14 protein-coding genes are annotated in these 15,417 nt (G+C 65.8%); 10 read left to right on the top strand and 4 right to left on the bottom strand.

What is annotated here, in order from left to right; genetic code table 11:
• Positions 1 to 186 precede the first annotated feature (186 nt).
• The gene (locus ACH2CY_RS21440; RefSeq protein ID WP_395021567.1) at positions 187 to 642 is read left to right on the top strand and encodes a DUF411 domain-containing protein; all 456 of its coding nucleotides are present in this window, start codon (positions 187 to 189) and stop codon (positions 640 to 642) included.
• Positions 643 to 825: 183 nt separating this feature from the next.
• Here the strand turns inward: ACH2CY_RS21440 and ACH2CY_RS21445 are convergent, their stop codons facing one another.
• The 3 genes from ACH2CY_RS21445 to ACH2CY_RS21455 form a co-directional block, all read right to left on the bottom strand.
• Positions 826 to 1,050, bottom strand: a complete 225-nt coding sequence (locus tag ACH2CY_RS21445) for a DUF2158 domain-containing protein (RefSeq protein WP_395021568.1) — start codon at positions 1,048 to 1,050, stop codon at positions 826 to 828.
• 75 nt (positions 1,051 to 1,125) lie between these two features.
• Positions 1,126 to 1,584 carry a LexA family protein gene (locus tag ACH2CY_RS21450; RefSeq protein ID WP_395021569.1) on the bottom strand — a complete coding sequence of 153 codons (459 nt, stop codon included), beginning with the start codon at positions 1,582 to 1,584 and terminating at the stop codon, positions 1,126 to 1,128.
• On the bottom strand, positions 1,581 to 2,513 hold the full coding sequence (locus ACH2CY_RS21455) for an AAA family ATPase (RefSeq protein WP_395021570.1): 933 nt from the start codon (positions 2,511 to 2,513) through the stop codon (positions 1,581 to 1,583). The genes ACH2CY_RS21450 and ACH2CY_RS21455 overlap by 4 nt, the downstream gene beginning before the upstream one ends.
• A 239-nt stretch (positions 2,514 to 2,752) precedes the next feature.
• Here ACH2CY_RS21455 and ACH2CY_RS21460 point away from each other — a divergent pair, with 239 nt between their 5' ends.
• From ACH2CY_RS21460 to ACH2CY_RS21475, 4 genes are read left to right on the top strand one after another with little or no spacing between them, the layout of a single operon-like run.
• Positions 2,753 to 4,207 (top strand): circularly permuted type 2 ATP-grasp protein, encoded by a 1,455-nt coding sequence (locus ACH2CY_RS21460; protein ID WP_395021571.1) that lies wholly within the window; start codon positions 2,753 to 2,755, stop codon positions 4,205 to 4,207.
• Entirely contained in the window at positions 4,201 to 5,142 is a 942-nt protein-coding gene (locus ACH2CY_RS21465; RefSeq protein WP_395021572.1) for an alpha-E domain-containing protein, read from the top strand. The genes ACH2CY_RS21460 and ACH2CY_RS21465 overlap by 7 nt, the downstream gene beginning before the upstream one ends.
• Positions 5,139 to 5,969: a transglutaminase N-terminal domain-containing protein gene (locus ACH2CY_RS21470; RefSeq protein ID WP_395021574.1), complete on the top strand. Its 831-nt coding sequence runs from the start codon at positions 5,139 to 5,141 to the stop codon at positions 5,967 to 5,969. The genes ACH2CY_RS21465 and ACH2CY_RS21470 overlap by 4 nt, the downstream gene beginning before the upstream one ends.
• 13 nt (positions 5,970 to 5,982) lie before the next feature.
• A complete protein-coding gene (locus tag ACH2CY_RS21475; protein WP_395021576.1) occupies positions 5,983 to 6,720 on the top strand; it encodes a peptidase in 738 nt (245 codons plus the stop codon).
• Here ACH2CY_RS21475 and ACH2CY_RS21480 read toward each other — a convergent pair.
• Positions 6,717 to 7,475 carry a sulfite exporter TauE/SafE family protein gene (locus ACH2CY_RS21480; RefSeq protein ID WP_395021577.1) on the bottom strand — a complete coding sequence of 253 codons (759 nt, stop codon included), beginning with the start codon at positions 7,473 to 7,475 and terminating at the stop codon, positions 6,717 to 6,719. The two genes, ACH2CY_RS21475 and ACH2CY_RS21480, sit on opposite strands and share 4 nt — an antisense overlap.
• Before the next feature lie 76 nt (positions 7,476 to 7,551).
• Here ACH2CY_RS21480 and dnaE point away from each other — a divergent pair, with 76 nt between their 5' ends.
• The 5 genes from dnaE (at position 7,552) to tsf (ending at position 15,308) form a co-directional block, all read left to right on the top strand.
• Complete coding sequence (gene dnaE, locus ACH2CY_RS21485; protein ID WP_395021578.1) at positions 7,552 to 10,977, top strand: DNA polymerase III subunit alpha; 3,426 nt, start codon at positions 7,552 to 7,554, stop codon at positions 10,975 to 10,977.
• A 65-nt stretch (positions 10,978 to 11,042) separates the two neighbouring features.
• A complete protein-coding gene (locus ACH2CY_RS21490; protein WP_395021580.1) occupies positions 11,043 to 12,398 on the top strand; it encodes a DUF4910 domain-containing protein in 1,356 nt (451 codons plus the stop codon).
• Positions 12,388 to 13,278: a class I SAM-dependent methyltransferase gene (locus ACH2CY_RS21495; protein WP_395021581.1), complete on the top strand. Its 891-nt coding sequence runs from the start codon at positions 12,388 to 12,390 to the stop codon at positions 13,276 to 13,278. Before ACH2CY_RS21490 ends, ACH2CY_RS21495 begins: the two co-directional genes overlap by 11 nt.
• 250 nt (positions 13,279 to 13,528) lie before the next feature.
• A complete protein-coding gene (rpsB, locus tag ACH2CY_RS21500) occupies positions 13,529 to 14,320 on the top strand; it encodes a 30S ribosomal protein S2 (RefSeq protein ID WP_395021584.1) in 792 nt (263 codons plus the stop codon).
• Positions 14,321 to 14,414: 94 nt separating this feature from the next.
• Entirely contained in the window at positions 14,415 to 15,308 is an 894-nt protein-coding gene (gene tsf, locus ACH2CY_RS21505) for a translation elongation factor Ts (protein WP_395021586.1), read from the top strand.
• Positions 15,309 to 15,417 lie beyond the last annotated feature (109 nt).

Below are 15,417 nucleotides of genomic sequence, written 5' to 3' on the forward strand. Positions count from 1 at the left end.
TCCCGCGGCCTAGCCGCGGGATGACGGCGGAGTATGCAGCGCCGATGAGTCCGCTGATTCGACCATATCGCTTCCCGCTCTAATGCCTTGAAGGGCCGGAACTTGCAGGACGAGAATCCGTCGGAGCGCGCGGCGCGGTCCGCCTCGCCATGGACCCGCGCTGGGAAGGATGCTAGCAAGAATGCCGTGGACAGGAACCGCAGGCATCTGCTCCAGGCCTCCCTGGGAATGGCCGCGCTCGGCGTGCTGCTGCCGCTGAAGCCGGCCGCAGCGGCGCCGCAAGCGCTGCGCCTCATCAAGCATCCGGGCTGCGCCTGCTGCGAAGGCCACGCGGCCTATCTCCGCCAGAACGGCTACGCCGTCACCGTCGAAACCTCGGCCGACCTCGATGCCTTCCGCCAATCGCTCGGGATTCCGCGGCAGTTCTTCGGCTGCCACACGATCCTGGGCGGCGACTATGTGATCGAGGGCCATGTGCCGGCGGCGGCGCTGGCGAAGCTCTTCGCCGAGCGCCCGGCCGTCAAAGGCATCGCCGTCCCCGGCATGCCCCTCGGCTCCCCCGGCATGAGCGGCCAGAAGACCGCGCCGCTGGTGGTCTACGCGATCGCCGAGGGCGAGCCGGTCGTGTTTCTGACCGAATAGGCCGGCCGCTGCGCCGGGCTTGCATGTGCCCTTCTCCCCTCGTGGGAGAAGGATACGGAGGCTTGGCGAGGCATAGCCGAGCCTAGCCGCAGTTGGATGAGGGGGGCGCACCGCAGGTGCGCGCGCGCCTGCGGCGCGCAACCCCTCACCCAGCTACGGCTAAGCTGAGATCGAGTCGGGCACCTACTCGCCGCCACCGCGTCTCATCCTCGGCTTCGCCGCGACGATCCCCCCGTCCGGTCCCGGCGCCGCCTCGACGGATTGGGATCCGAAGTATCGGCTTATCTGATGGCCATAGGCGAACCACATCGCCTGGAGGCCATCATCTCCCACCAGCTGATCCACCGTCATCACCGGTCCGCCGGACTTCAGGCGCACCAGGTCTCCGGGTTTGAAGGCATCCGCCATCGCTCGCTCCTTTCCTGCATCTTTCCATGAAACCGCGCGCAGACCCCCGCGGCCTCGGCCTGCGCCGGCAAGGGTTCATGCACCGCAGCTTTGGTGCACGGCACGCTCCAGCACGCGCGATGTCTCCCGGATCAAGTACTGGATTTCAGACGGCGTCAGACGGCAGTGCTCCGGAAGCATTGCCAGCACATCGGTGAGGGCGTCGCCAAGGAGCTGATCCCCGGGGGCAGGGGCAGCCCCTTGCTTCCAGTAGACGACCTGGACCGATCTCCGCCGCAGCGGCGTGCGCCGGACATGGCCGCGCTCTTCCAGGCCCGCCAGCAGGCGATGCACGCCGCTCTTGGATTTGAGGCCGAGCGCGGCGGCCATTTCCTGAAGCGACGGTGCCGGCAAGTCCTGCGCCTCTCGTTCGTACAAAAACTGCAGCAGGCGATGCTGCTGCGGCGTCATGCCGGCCCGCGCCGGCGTGGCCCGCGCAGCCGGCGCGGCTTCCTGCGGTTGGAATGCGTCTGCCGTTTCGCGCAAATCCATCATGTCAGTCTCCTTGGTTGATTGTGGGAACGCGTGCGTTGCCCCCGCGTCTGGCGCGCCGCGACGTCGTCCTGGCCGACCGCGACGAACACGCCGCCGCGGCGTTTCAGGGTGATCCGCTCGCCGGTGCGGGTGTAGTTCGCCTTGATCGTGGTGAGGATCCGGATCTCGCTGCCCTGCGCCGCTGTCTCGGGCCGGGTCAGGTAGAGGCGCGAGCGCACCGCGTTGTTCCAGGCGGTCGAGCCCGAGGTCCCGATGCCGCGGTCGAGGCCGGCGAGGCTCGGATGCGCCAGCACCACGACCGCGCCGTTGATCGCGGTCGCGATGTTGGCCATCGCCTGCACGAAGGCCCGCGCCTCGGGCCGGAAATTCTCGTTGCCGGTGAAGACATCGTGCAGGGAGTCGAGCAGCACCAGCCGCGCCCCGCTGGCCACCGCGAGGGCGCGCAGCTCCTGGCAGAGCTCGGTGGTGCGATAGCCGGTGTGACGCTCGCCTTGCCAGGTGCTGTAGGTCAGCGTGTTGTTCTGGCCGACCCGGCAGATGAACTGGGCGGCGCCGAGCCGCGGGTCGTCGCGCGCGACCTTGAGCGCGTCGCAGATCGGCAGCGCGCGGCGGCGGATCTCATCGACCTTGTCCTCGCAGAACATGGAGACCGAGCCCAGCTGCCGGACCGGCTTGCCGCACCAGCTCGCCCCCAGCGCCGCCGCCATCACCAGCTGCTGGGCGAGCAGGGTCTTGCCGAGCCCGCCGTCGCCGGAGAGCAGGGTGACGGTGCCCATCGGGATCAGCCCCTCGACCAGCCATTCGCGCTGCGGAGGGTCGCCGGCCGACCAGTCCGCGAAGCTCTGCGGCTCCAGCCGCGGATAGGGCCGCGCCGCGTCGGCATGCGGCAACACCCCGGAGACCAGCTCCGGCAAGGCGGTGGGATTCATGTGGTTTGCCTCTCGCTGCTCCTGAGGTCGTCAAGACCGTACACAATGGTGTGAGTAAAGTCAAGCCCGGGGCTAAGCTGTTGATCCTGCGCCAAATCCGGTTCGGCCTGGACGCAAGATTGTTGCGCGGTGGCGGGAAGCGGGTTTCCGGTGCACAATGCCCAAAAATGCGGCAGCCAGGCTTCAGGGAGAGCCGGCTAACCAATTGATCCTGCGATAGATTTGTTTCGGCACAGGGCATGCAAAGTTGCCCGAAGGACGGACGCGGAGGGGAAGCGCGGGTGGCCTTTGACGAGATGACGGAAGGCGGGGGCAAGGTCCGCACCCCCTACGAGAAGATCGCGGCCTGGCTGGATGCCGTGCCGCGCGAGCAGCTCCAACAGCGCCGGCTCGAGGCCGAGCTCTTCTTCCGGCGCGGCGGCATCACCTTCGCGGTCTACGGCGACGCCCAGGGCGAAGAGCGCATCATCCCTTATGACATCGTGCCCCGCGTGCTCTCGCGCGCCGAATGGGAGCGCCTCGCGCGCGGGTTGGAGCAGCGGGTGAAAACCCTCAACCTCTATCTCGCCGACGTCTATGGCGCGCAGACCGCGATCAAGGCCGGCATCGTGCCGCCCGACCTGGTCTGGCAGAATCCGGCCTATCGCCCCGAGATGGCCGGGATCGAGGTGCCGCACGGCGTCTATGTGCATATCGGCGGCATCGACGTGGTGCGGGTCGATGCCGAGGACTTCTATGTGCTGGAGGACAATGCCCGCACGCCCTCCGGCGTCTCCTACATGCTGGAGGGGCGGGAGATTTCGATCCGCCTGATGCCGGAGCTGTTCGGCCAGCACCGCGTGGCGCCGATCGAGAACTATGCCAATGAGCTGCTGTCGTCCTTGCGCTCGGTGGCGCCGCGCAATTCCGCGTCCGATCCGACCGTCGCGCTGCTGACTCCCGGCCAATTCAACTCGGCCTATTACGAGCATTCCTTCCTCGCCGACAAGATGGGTGTCGAGCTGGTGGAGGGGCGGGACCTTCAGGTCAAGGACGAGGTCGTCTATATGCGGACGACCGAGGGACAGAAGCGGGTCGACGTCATCTACCGGCGCATCGACGACGAGTTCATCGATCCGCTGACCTTCCGTCCCGACAGCGCGCTGGGCGTGCCCGGCCTGTTCGCCGCTTATGCCGCGGGCAACGTGACCTTGGCCAACGCCATTGGCACAGGGGCGGCCGACGACAAGGTGATCTACTCTTACATTCCCGAGCTCATCCGCTTTTTCCTCGGCGAGGAGCCGATCCTGAAGAACGTGCCGACCTGGCGCTGCCGCGAGGCCGAGCATCTGCAATATGTGCTCGACCATCTGGGCGAGCTGGTGGTGAAGGAAACCCACGGCTCCGGCGGCTACGGCATGCTGGTCGGCCCGCATGCAAGTTCTGCCGAGATCGAGGCCTTCCGCGCGCGGTTGAAGGCAAACCCCGAGGGCTATATCGCCCAGCCGACGCTCGCGCTCTCGACCTGCCCGACCTTCGTCGAGAGCGGCGTCGCGCCGCGCCATGTCGACCTGCGCCCCTTCGTGCTGAGCCGCGCCGACGGCGTGCGGATCGTGCCGGGCGGGCTGACGCGGGTCGCCATGCGCGACGGCTCGCTGGTGGTCAATTCCAGCCAGGGCGGCGGGTTGAAGGATACCTGGGTGATCGAGTGCTGAGCCGGACCGCCGACAGTCTGTTCTGGCTCTCCCGTTACGTCGAGCGCGCCGATTATCTCGCCCGCACCATCGAGGCGGCGGCGCGTTTGTCGTCGCTGCCGACCGCCTATGCCGGCGAGAACAACGAGTGGGAGAGCGCGGTCGCGACCGCCGGCTGCGGCACGATCTTCCACGAGCACCATGAGATCGCGACCGCTGAGACGGTGGCGCAGTTCCTGATCAATTCGCCGCACAACCCGGCCTCGATCGTCAAATGCTTCGAGATCGCCCGCACCAATGCCCGCGCGGTCCGCACCGCGCTGACCAGCGAGATGTGGGACGCGATCAACGGCGCCTGGCTGGAGCTCCAAAGCCTGAAGCCCGCCGCGCTGACGCCGAGCGCCTTGCCGAAATTCCTCGCCTGGGTGAAGCAGATCTCGCTGCTGGTGGACGGCTCCGGCTATCGCACCATGCTCAGGAACGACGCCTATTGGTTTTCCCGGCTCGGTATCTTCATCGAGCGGGCTGACAACACCGCGCGCATCCTCGACGTCAAGTATCACATCCTGCTCCCCGACGACACGACGGTCGGCGGCGGCATCGACTATTCGCAATGGGCGGCGATCCTGCGCGCCGTCTCGGCGCTCACCTCCTATCACTGGGTCTATCGCGAGAGTCTCAAACCCTGGCTGATCGCCGACCTGCTCATTTTGAACCAACAGATGCCGCGCTCGCTCGCCGCCTGCTATTCGAACATCGTCGCCAACCTCGACGAGATCGCCGGCGCCTATAACCGCGCCGGTCCCGCGCAGCGCACCGCGCGCGCCATCAACCGCCAGCTCGGCGCCACCAGGATCGAGCAGGTGTTCCAGAGCGGCCTGCACGAGTTCATCACCAACTTCATCGGGGACAACAACAAGGTCGGCTCGGCCATCAGCACGCAGTACCTGGTATGAGAATCCGCATCCATCACGAGACCGCCTACACCTATGACCGCCCCGCGCAGTCGGTGATCCAGATCCTGCGGCTGACGCCACGCGACCATGAAGGCCAGTATGTGCGGCGCTGGCGGATCGATCTCGACCATGGCGGCGTCTTGCGGCAGCGCGAGGATGCCTTCGGCAACATCATCCACGTGCTCTCGGCCTCGGGCGAGTTCACCAGCTTCAGTCTCTCTGTCGATGGCGAGGTCGAGACCCAGGACACCGCCGGCATCGTGCGCGGCGCCACCGAGCATTTCCCGCCGGCGCTGTATCTGCGCGAGACCGCGCTCACCAAGCCGGACGCGGCGATCATCGACTTCGCGCGCTCGGCGGCGGGCAGGGCGAAGAACGGGCCGCTCGACCGGCTACACAAGCTGCTGGTCGATCTCCACGACCACATGGCCTTCGAGATCGGCTCGACCGATGCCGCCACCAGCGCGATCGACGCCTTCGCGCGCGGGCGGGGGGTCTGCCAGGACCTGGCCCATGTCTTCATCGCCGCGGCGCGCGTCCTCGGCATTCCCTGCCGCTATGTCGGCGGCCACCTGTTCCGCTCCGACCTGACGACGCCGCAGGAGGCGGGGCATGCCTGGGTGGAGGCGCATGTCGGCGAGCTGGGCTGGGTCGGCTTCGACCCGGCCAATGGGATTTCGCCGACCGATTCCTATGTCCGGGTCGCGATCGGCCTCGATTACCTGGGCGCGGCGCCGGTCCGGGGCGCGCAGGTCGGCGGTTCCGACGAAAAGCTGGCGGTCGCGGTCACGGTCGACCAAACTGCGCAGCAACAGCAACAAGGCTAGAGTCGCCCCGGCCATGACCTACTGCGTCGGCCTCCTGGTCAAGGAGGGCCTGGTCCTCATCTCCGATACCCGCACCAACGCCGGCATCGACAATATCGCCTGCTTCCGCAAGCTGCACCTGTTCGAGGGCCCGGACCGGATGCTCGCGATCTCGACCTCGGGCAATCTCTCGATCTCCCAGGCGGTGCTGGGCCTGCTGAGCGAGGGTTTTTCCAACCCGGAGACCGGCGAGACCGAGACGCTGGCCAAGGCGACCAGCATGTTCCACGCGGCGCAGATGGTCGGGCAGGCGGTGCGCGAGGTCTATCGCGTCGACGGGCCGAGCCTGGAGCAGCACAATTCCAACTTTGACATCGCCTTGCTCCTGGGCGGGCAGATCAAGGGCCGCCGGCTGCGACTGTTCATGATCTACGCCGCCGGCAATTTCATCGAGGCGACCGCCGACACGCCTTATCTCCAGATCGGCGAGCATAAATACGGCAAGCCGGTGCTCGACCGCGCCGTCACCTATGACAGCGAGCTCTACGACGCGCTGAAGATCGGGCTGATCTCCATGGACTCCACAATGCGCTCCAATCTCGGCGTCGGGCTGCCGATCGATGTCATGGTGCTGCGCCGCGACACCTTGAAGCCGGAGCTGAACTACCGGATCGATGCGGAGGATCACTATTTCTCGGACCTCCGCCACCGCTGGTCCGAGGCCCTGCGCGAGGCCCATCTCGCGATCCCGAAACCGCCTTACAAGAACTAGCGCAAGTAGGGATCCAGCACCGGTAGGCTGACGATCACGGCCAGTCCGATCAGCACCACGGCGACCCGCCGGAAGAGTTTCGGGTCCGCCTTGCCGAAGAATCGCCCGCCGAGCGCAAGGCCGACGGCATAGCAGGGAATCATCGGCACCAGCACCGGGATAAGGTCCCGGGTGAAGACGCCGGCGAACGCGTAGGCGATGACGGCGACGGTCGAGGTCACCGCGAAATAGACGAAGATATTGGCGCGGATGGTCTGCGGCGGAAAAGGCCCCGACATCCAGAGCACGATGACCGGCGGGCCGGAGAGCTGGATGAGGCCGGAGAGAAATCCGGACAGCCCGCCCGTCGCCAGCGAGACACCGACCTTCGGGATGCCGTGATAGCGCCAGCCGGAGAGCGTGATCGCCAGCAACCCGGCGATCAGCGGCACCATCGCCCAGCGGATCGGCGTCGGGTCCGCCGTGGTCAGCAGATAGGCGCCGATGGGGATCATCAGCGCCGCCCCCAGGGCGACCGGTGCCACGGTCTTGGGCTCGCAGATTCGGAGCGACTTCAGGATATAAGGAATGGTGAGGATGCCGTCGGCGACCAGGATCGAGCTGGCGCCGATCTTCGGGCCGTAAAGCGCGCTGACGAAAGGGATCATGATCATGCCGGCGCCGAAGCCGGCGAAGCCGCGCACCGTTCCGGCGATCAGCGCAAGCGCCGCCACGATCCAGAAGGCGTGATCCAGGCTTGGGATAAGGTCTGTCACGGGCGGAACCGAAAAAAGATACCCACAGGCGATTCGGGATACACTGACGTCTCGAGTCGCTCACCAGAGAAACCGAATGCCGCACGCCGATTTCGTCCATCTCCGGGTCCATTCCGCCTATTCGTTGTCGGAGGGCGCGATCACGCCCAAGGCGCTGGCGGAGCTGGCGAAGCGTGCGGAGATGCCGGCGGTGGCGGTGACCGATACCGGCAACCTGTTCGGCGCGATGGAATTTGCCGGCTACGCCAAGGATGCCGGCGTGCAGCCGATCACCGGCTGCCTGCTGGGGATCGCGCGGCCGGACCAGGACAAGAATGCGCTGAAGCAGCCGGCGCCGGACCGGCTGTTGCTGCTGGCGCAGAGCGAGGCCGGCTACGGCAACCTGATGAAGCTCTCTTCCAAGGCCTTCATCACCAGCGAACCGGGGACCGTCGCGCATATCGCGCTCGCCGATCTCGACGGCCATACCGACGGCCTGATCGCGCTGACCGGCGATCCGTCGGGGCAGGTCGGCCGCATGCTCGGCGACGGGCAGGGCGATGCCGCCGCCGCGGCACTGCAGCACCTGATGACGCTGTTCCCCGGCCGGCTCTATGTCGAGCTGATGCGCCACGGCACCGAGATCGAGGAGCGGATCGAGGTGCCGCTGATCGAGCTTGCTTACAAATTCAATCTGCCGCTGGTCGCGACCAACGATGTCTATTTCTCCGACGAGGGCATGTATCTCGCCCATGACGCGCTGCTCTGCATCGCCGAGGGCACCTATGTCGGCGAGAGCAACCGCCGGCGTGTCACCCGCGAGCATCGTTTCAAGTCCGCGGGCGAGATGCGGCGGCTGTTCCGCGACATCCCGGAGGCCTGCGACAACACCCTGATCATCGCCCAGCGCTGCGCCTTCATGCCGCCCAGCCGCAAGCCGATCCTGCCGCCCTTCTCGGACAAGGGCGACGAGATCGAGATCATGCGCCAGAAGTCGCGCGAGGGGTTAGACGCGCGCCTCCAGGTGATGGGCCTCGACGACGCAGCGGCCGAGCCCTATCGCGAACGGCTGGAGTTCGAGCTCGGCGTCATCATCCAGATGGGCTTCGCCGGCTACTTCCTGATCGTCGCCGACTTCATCCAATGGGCCAAGGCGCAGGGCATTCCGGTCGGTCCTGGCCGCGGCTCCGGCGCCGGCTCGGTCGTCGCCTGGGCACTCACCATCACCGACTTGAACCCGCTGCAATGGGGCCTGCTGTTCGAGCGGTTCTTGAATCCAGAACGCGTCTCCATGCCGGACTTCGACGTGGACTTCTGCCAGGACCGCCGCGACGAGGTGATCCGCTACGTCCAGGGCAAATACGGCCATGACCGGGTCGCGCAGATCATCACTTTCGGCAAGCTGCAAGCCCGCGCGGCGGTGCGCGACGTCGGCCGCGTGCTGCAGATGCCCTACGGCCAAGTCGACAAGCTCTGCAAGCTCATTCCCAACAATCCAGCCAACCCAGTCAAGCTCAAGGACGCGATCGCCGGCGAGCCCGCGCTGGAGCAGGCGATCAAGGACGATTCCACGGTCGCCAACCTGATGCAGACGGCGGTGAAGCTGGAAGGGCTCTATCGCCACGCTTCGACCCATGCGGCGGGTGTGGTGATCGGCGACCGGCCGCTGGACGAGCTGGTGCCGCTCTATCGCGATCCGCGCTCCGACATGCCGGTCACCCAGTTCAACATGAAGGACGTCGAGAAGGCCGGGCTGGTCAAGTTCGACTTCCTCGGGCTGAAGACGCTGACGGTGATCCAGACCGCGCTGAAGCTGCTGCGGCGGCGGGGCGTCGACATCAACATCGACCTCATTCCGCTCGACGACGCGAAGACCTACCAGCTCCTGGCCAGCGGCGAGGCGACCGGCATCTTCCAGCTGGAAAGCTCGGGCATGCGGGATGCGATCCGCAAGCTGAAGCCCGACCGCTTCGAGGACATCATCGCCATGGTGGCGCTCTATCGCCCCGGCCCGATGGACAATATCCCGAGCTTCATCAACCGCAAGCACGGCAAGGAAGAGCCGGACTATCTCTACCCGTCCCTGGAGCCGATCCTGAAAGAGACCTACGGGATCATGATCTACCAGGAGCAGGTGATGCAGATCGCCCAGGTCCTGGCCGGCTATTCGCTGGGCGGCGCCGATCTGCTCCGCCGCGCCATGGGCAAGAAGATCAAGGAAGAGATGGAGGCGCAGCGCAAGACCTTCATCGACGGCTCGGTCGAGAAGGGCGTCAAATCCGAGAAGGCCGGCGAGATCTTCGATCTCGTGAACAAGTTCGCCGGCTACGGCTTCAACAAGAGCCATGCCGCAGCCTATGCGCTGGTCGCCTACCAGACCGCCTGGCTGAAGACCAACCATCCGGTCGAGTTCTTCGCCGCCTCCATGACCTACGACATGGGGAATACCGACAAGCTCAATGTCTTCAGGCAGGAGCTGCAGCGGCTGGGCATCAAGCTGCTGCCGCCGGACGTCAACCGCTCGGAGCCGACCTTCGCCCCGGAGGAACTGCCCGACGGCAGCTTCGCGGTGCGCTATGCGCTGGCCGCGATCAAGAATGTCGGCGCCGGCGTGGTCCATGGGATGTTCGCGACCCGGCAGAAGGGCGGCGCCTACAAGTCGCTCGAGGATTTCTGCGAGCGGATCGATCCCAAGGGCCTCAACAAGCGGCAGCTCGAGAATTTGGTTCTCGCCGGCGCCTTCGACAGCCTCAACCGCAACCGCCACCAGGTCCACGATTCCGTCGAGCAGATGCTGCGGCAGTCGAACGCGGCCCATGACGCCAAGGGCTCGGACCAGAACAACCTGTTCGGCGATGCGGCCTCGGTGCGGCTGACCCTGCCTTCGGTCATGGACTGGCCGCCGATGGAGCGGCTGCAGCAGGAATTCTCGGCGATCGGCTTCTATCTCTCGGCCCATCCGCTGGATTCCTACGGCATGGGCTTGAAGCGGCTGCAGGTCGTCTCCTATGCCGAGCTGCTGCAGAGCCGCGGCGTTACCCGCGCCAAGATGGCCGGCATCGTCGTCGGCAAGCAGGAGCGCACCTCGCAAAAGGGCAACCGCTACGCCTTCGTGCAGATGACCGATGCGTCGGGCATCTACGAGGCGACGATCTTCTCCGAGCGGCTGGTCGAGTATCGCGAGCTGCTCGAGCCCGGCCGCGCCCTGTTGCTGACCGTGGACGTGAGGAGCGAGGAGGAGAATCTCCGGCTGATGGTGGCCGAGGCCCAGGGCCTGGACAACGCCGTGGCCGCGACCGCGGCGGGGCTCAAGATCTTCCTGCGCGACCCGACCCCGGTTTCCGGCATCAAGCAGATCCTCGATCGGGCCGGGAAGGGGAGGGGCAGGGTGCAGATCTCACTGGATCTCGCCGACCTCGGCTGGGAGACGGACCTGACCATCAAGGGCGGCTTCGCCATCTCCGGTGCGGTCCGGTCCGCCATCAAGGCGGTGCCGGGGGTCATGGATATCCAGGACGCCTGAGGGCTAAGACGCTTGAGCGGGTCGGGGAACTGACCTAGAACCGCTCCCTAAGGCCAGGAGCGAGCATGGATTCATCGGCGGCGATCGGGACGGCAGGGCTGGATTTCCAGGGGAATCCGGGTGCCGCCATGCATGCGCTGGCGACCGAGCTTTACCCGATCTGCCGCAGCATCACCGGCAACGGCGTGCGCCAGACCCTCGAGATCCTGCGCCGCGAACTGCCGGGGCTGAAGAACTTCGAGGTGCCGAGCGGCACCCCGGTCTTCGACTGGACCGTGCCGCCGGAATGGAACATCCGCGACGGCTATATCATCGCGCCGGACGGCAAGAAGATCGTCGATTTCCAGAAGCACAACCTGCACGTCGTCGGCTACTCGACGCCGATCGACACGACCTTGAGCCTCGAAGAGCTCAAGCCGCATCTCTACAGCCTGCCGGAGCAGCCGGACGCGATCCCCTACATGACCTCCTATTACAAGGAGCGCTGGGGTTTCTGCCTGACCCATGAGCAGCTGCAGAGCCTGCAGCCCGGCCAGTACAAGGTGAAGATTGACTCCACCCTGGCGCCGGGCAGCTTGACCTATGCCGAGCTGCTGATCCCTGGCGAGGAGCCGCGCGAGGTCTTCATCTCGACCTATGTCTGCCATCCGTCGATGGGCAACAACGAGCTTTCCGGTCCGGTGGTGACGACGGCTTTGGCGAAGTGGCTGATGGCCTTGCCGCGCCGCCGCTACAGTTATCGCATCGTGTTCATTCCGGAGACGATCGGCTCGATCGTCTATTTGAGCCGCAACCTCGCGACGTTGAAGCAGCGAGTCGTCGCCGGCTTCAACGTCACCTGCATCGGCGACGACCGGGCCTATTCCTACCTGCCGACCCGGCTCGGCGGGACCTTGTCGGATCGCGCGGCGCTGCATGCATTGCAGCAGCAGGCCGGCGATTTCAAACGCTACAGCTATCTCGATCGCGGTAGCGACGAGCGGCAGTATTGCAGCCCCGGCGCCGATCTGCCGATGGCTTCGATCATGCGCTCGAAATACGCGATGTACCCGGAGTATCACACCTCCAAGGACGATCTCTCCTTCATCACGCCGTCGGGCCTCGGCGGCGGCTTCGAGGCCTTGCGCAAGGCGGTGATGGCGGTGGAGGCGAACGCGACCTTCCAGGCGACCACGCCCGGCGAGCCCAATCTCGGCAAGCGCGGGCTCTATCCGACCTTGAGCACGAAGGACACCGCGCGCCAGGTGCGCTCGATGATGAATGTGCTGGCTTATGCCGACGGAGCGCATGACCTGCTCGCCGTCGCCGACATGTTGGAGGTTCCGGTCTGGGACCTCGCGCCGATCGCGGCAACGCTGGAGCAGCACGGCCTGCTCAAGCGTCTCGAAGATGGAAATGGGGGACCGGTCCATGCCCGGTGACGTGAAACAGGATATCGCCAAGCTCTATGACGCGGAGTCCGGCGACTATCACCAGATGTACCAGCGCGAGAACCTGGAGAAGCCGGGGCGCTATCCGGCCAACTATTTCCGCCTGCAGATCCTGGTGCAGCGCCTCGCCTCGGCGAACGTAAAGCGGGTCTATGAGGTGGGCGTGGGCGAGGGCACGCCGCTGATCACCATGGCCAAGACCGGCTTTGATGTCGCCGGCTGCGACATCTCCCAGGAGATGGTGGCGGCGGCCCGCCGGAACTTCAAAGCCCAGGGCCTTGCCGAAGATCTGATCCAGTGGGGCGACGTCGAGGACAGCACCACGCTCGCCGGGCAGCTGGCCGGCGGCCGGTTCGACGCGGTGATCGCCGCCGGCGTCATGCCGCATGTGAAGAACGACCGGCTGTTCCTGGAAAACGTGAAGATGCTGCTGAAGCCCGGCGGCAAGGTGCTGATCGAGTTCCGCAACAAGCTGTTCTCGCTCTTCACCATGAACCGCTACACCAAGGAGTTCGTGCTGGATGATCTTCTGGGGTCGGTCCCGGGCCCGATCCGCGACCGGGTCGCGGCCGAGATGGACAAGCGGCTCGCCACCGACCTGCCGAAGCAGCGCCAGGCGACCGGGGCAGGGCCGAGCTACGACGCCATCCTGGCCAAGTTCCACAACCCGCTGGAGCTGGAAGCGCTCTATACCGCGGCCGGTTTCACGAACTTCCGGCTGCACTGGTACCACTACCACCCGGCCCCGCCGATGCTAGAGGGAGGCATGGAAGCCGCCTTCCGCCAGGCCGCTATGGCGCTGGAGCATGAGGGTTCCTGGCGCGGGATGTTCCTCTGCTCGGCGGGCGTGGTCGAGGCGGATCTGACTTGAAACAGCACAGTCTCGTATCACTCTGAATATAAAGTATTACGGCATCCGCGTATAAGCTGGTCAACAGCTTGCCGCAGTGCGGGATTTGCGCTGGACTTCCCGGCACTTATCCACTACTTAGGCCGCGCTTGAAAACGCATGCGGGTGCGCGCGCTGTCGGGGAGAAATCCCGGCAGACCACGCTCCGGTGCTCGGCGGATCCGCCGGGTCACTCCACCCGCAGAGGCATAACCGGAAAAGGACTAAAACAATGGCTTTGCCATCCTTCACGATGCGCCAGCTGCTGGAAGCTGGCGTGCACTTCGGTCACCACACCCGCCGCTGGAATCCCAAAATGGCGCCGTACCTGTTCGGCGTCCGCAACGGCATCCATATCATCGACCTCGAGCAGACCGTCCCGATGCTGGACCAGGCCGTGAAGGCCGTGCGCGACGTCGCCGCCTCCGGCGGCCGCGTGCTGTTCGTCGGCACCAAGCGGGCGGCCTCGGACAAGGTTGCTGACGCGGCCAAGCGCTGCGGCCAGTACTACGTCAACCACCGCTGGCTGGGCGGCATGCTCAGCAACTGGAAGACCATCTCCAACTCGATCAAGCGCCTGCGCGACATCGACGAGAAGCTGGAGAGCGGCGAAGTGGGCGGCCTGACCAAGAAAGAGCAGCTCATGATGACCCGCGACCGCGACAAGCTGGACCGGGCGTTGGGCGGCATCAAGGACATGGGCGGCCAGCCGGACATCCTGGTGGTGATCGACACCAACAAGGAAGCGATCGCGGTCCAGGAAGCCAACAAGCTCGGCATCCCGGTGGTGGCGATCCTGGACAGCAATTCCTCGCCGGCCGGCATCACCTTCCCGGTTCCGGGGAACGATGACGCGATCCGCGCCATTCAGCTCTATTGCGACCTGTTCTCCGGCGCGGTGCTGGACGGTCTGCAGCAGGAGGCGATCTCCACCGGCCGGGACATTGGCGAGTCGGCAGAGTTGCCGGCTGAGCAGCTCCCGTCTGCGGAATCCGCCGGTAGCGAAGCCGCCGCTGCGAACTAAATATGTCGTCATCAGCGGCGGATTCGGAGCGCTTGATGAGGCTCCGGTCCGCCGCTTCTGACGTGATCAACATCGAGATTTGAGGAGATAAACCATGGCCGAGATCACCGCCGCGCTGGTCAAGGAACTGCGCGAAGTTTCGGGCGCCGGCATGATGGACTGCAAGAAGGCGCTCGCCGAGAACGGGGGCAACCTGGATGAGGCCGTCGATTGGCTGCGCAAGAAGGGCCTCGCCGCCGCCGCCAAGAAGGCCGGCCGCGTCGCCGCCGAGGGCCTGGTCGCCGTTGTTTCCGGCGACAAGAAGGGCGTGCTGGTCGAGGTCAATTCGGAGACCGATTTCGTCGCCCGCAACGACCAGTTCCAGGGCTTCGTCTCGGGCGTCGCCCAGCAGGCGCTGGGCGCCGGCGACATCGAGGCGCTGAAGAACGCCAAGCTGTCGGACGGCCAGACCGTTGCCGAAAAATTGACGCATTTGGTCGCCACGATCGGCGAGAACATGAACCTGCGCCGGATGGCGACGGTTTCCGTGAAAGACGGCGTGGTCGCGACCTACATGCACAACGCCACTGTCCCGAACATGGGGAAGATCGGCGTGCTCGTCGGATTGGAATCGACCGGTGACAAGGCGCAGCTGGCCGCGCTCGGCAAGCAGATCGCCATGCACATCGCCGCCACCAACCCGTCGGCGCTGGACATCAAGTCGGTCTCCCAGGCCGAGCTCGACCGCGAGCGCTCGGTTCTCTCCGAGCAGGCCCGCGCCAGCGGCAAGCCGGAAGAGATCATCGCCAAGATGGTCGAGGGCCGCCTCAGGAAGTACTACGAGGAAGTGGTGCTGCTGGAGCAGGTCTATGTGATCGACGGCGAGAGCCGGGTGAAGCAGATTGTCGAGAAGGCCGCCAAGGAGATCGGCGCGCCGGTCGCGATCACCGGCTTCGCCCGCATGGCGCTGGGCGAAGGCATCGCGAAGGAACAGGCCGACGCCGCCTGAGCGTCGGCTCACGATCCTTCGAGTCGGCGGGACCCGTGGTATAAGGGAACCCGAAGCGAGACTCGGCGCCGGCGGCAGTCCATGCCGGCGCCGACTTAAACGGTGGAGA

This window comes from Dongia sp. (assembly GCF_041905885.1).
Lineage (GTDB): Bacteria > Pseudomonadota > Alphaproteobacteria > Dongiales > Dongiaceae > Dongia.

Excerpts from the sequence above, each read along its gene's own strand:
- ACH2CY_RS21445 (WP_395021568.1), bottom strand. The coding sequence starts at position 1,050 with ATGGCGGATGCCTTCAAACCCGGAGACCTGGTGCGCCTGAAGTCCGGC.
- ACH2CY_RS21450 (WP_395021569.1), bottom strand. The coding sequence starts at position 1,584 with ATGATGGATTTGCGCGAAACGGCAGACGCATTCCAACCGCAGGAAGCC.
- ACH2CY_RS21455 (WP_395021570.1), bottom strand. The coding sequence starts at position 2,513 with ATGAATCCCACCGCCTTGCCGGAGCTGGTCTCCGGGGTGTTGCCGCAT.
- ACH2CY_RS21460 (WP_395021571.1), top strand. The coding sequence starts at position 2,753 with ATGCAAAGTTGCCCGAAGGACGGACGCGGAGGGGAAGCGCGGGTGGCC.
- ACH2CY_RS21470 (WP_395021574.1), top strand. The coding sequence starts at position 5,139 with ATGAGAATCCGCATCCATCACGAGACCGCCTACACCTATGACCGCCCC.
- ACH2CY_RS21475 (WP_395021576.1), top strand. The coding sequence starts at position 5,983 with ATGACCTACTGCGTCGGCCTCCTGGTCAAGGAGGGCCTGGTCCTCATC.
- dnaE (WP_395021578.1), top strand. The coding sequence starts at position 7,552 with ATGCCGCACGCCGATTTCGTCCATCTCCGGGTCCATTCCGCCTATTCG.
- ACH2CY_RS21490 (WP_395021580.1), top strand. The coding sequence starts at position 11,043 with ATGGATTCATCGGCGGCGATCGGGACGGCAGGGCTGGATTTCCAGGGG.
- ACH2CY_RS21495 (WP_395021581.1), top strand. The coding sequence starts at position 12,388 with ATGCCCGGTGACGTGAAACAGGATATCGCCAAGCTCTATGACGCGGAG.
- rpsB (WP_395021584.1), top strand. The coding sequence starts at position 13,529 with ATGGCTTTGCCATCCTTCACGATGCGCCAGCTGCTGGAAGCTGGCGTG.
- tsf (WP_395021586.1), top strand. The coding sequence starts at position 14,415 with ATGGCCGAGATCACCGCCGCGCTGGTCAAGGAACTGCGCGAAGTTTCG.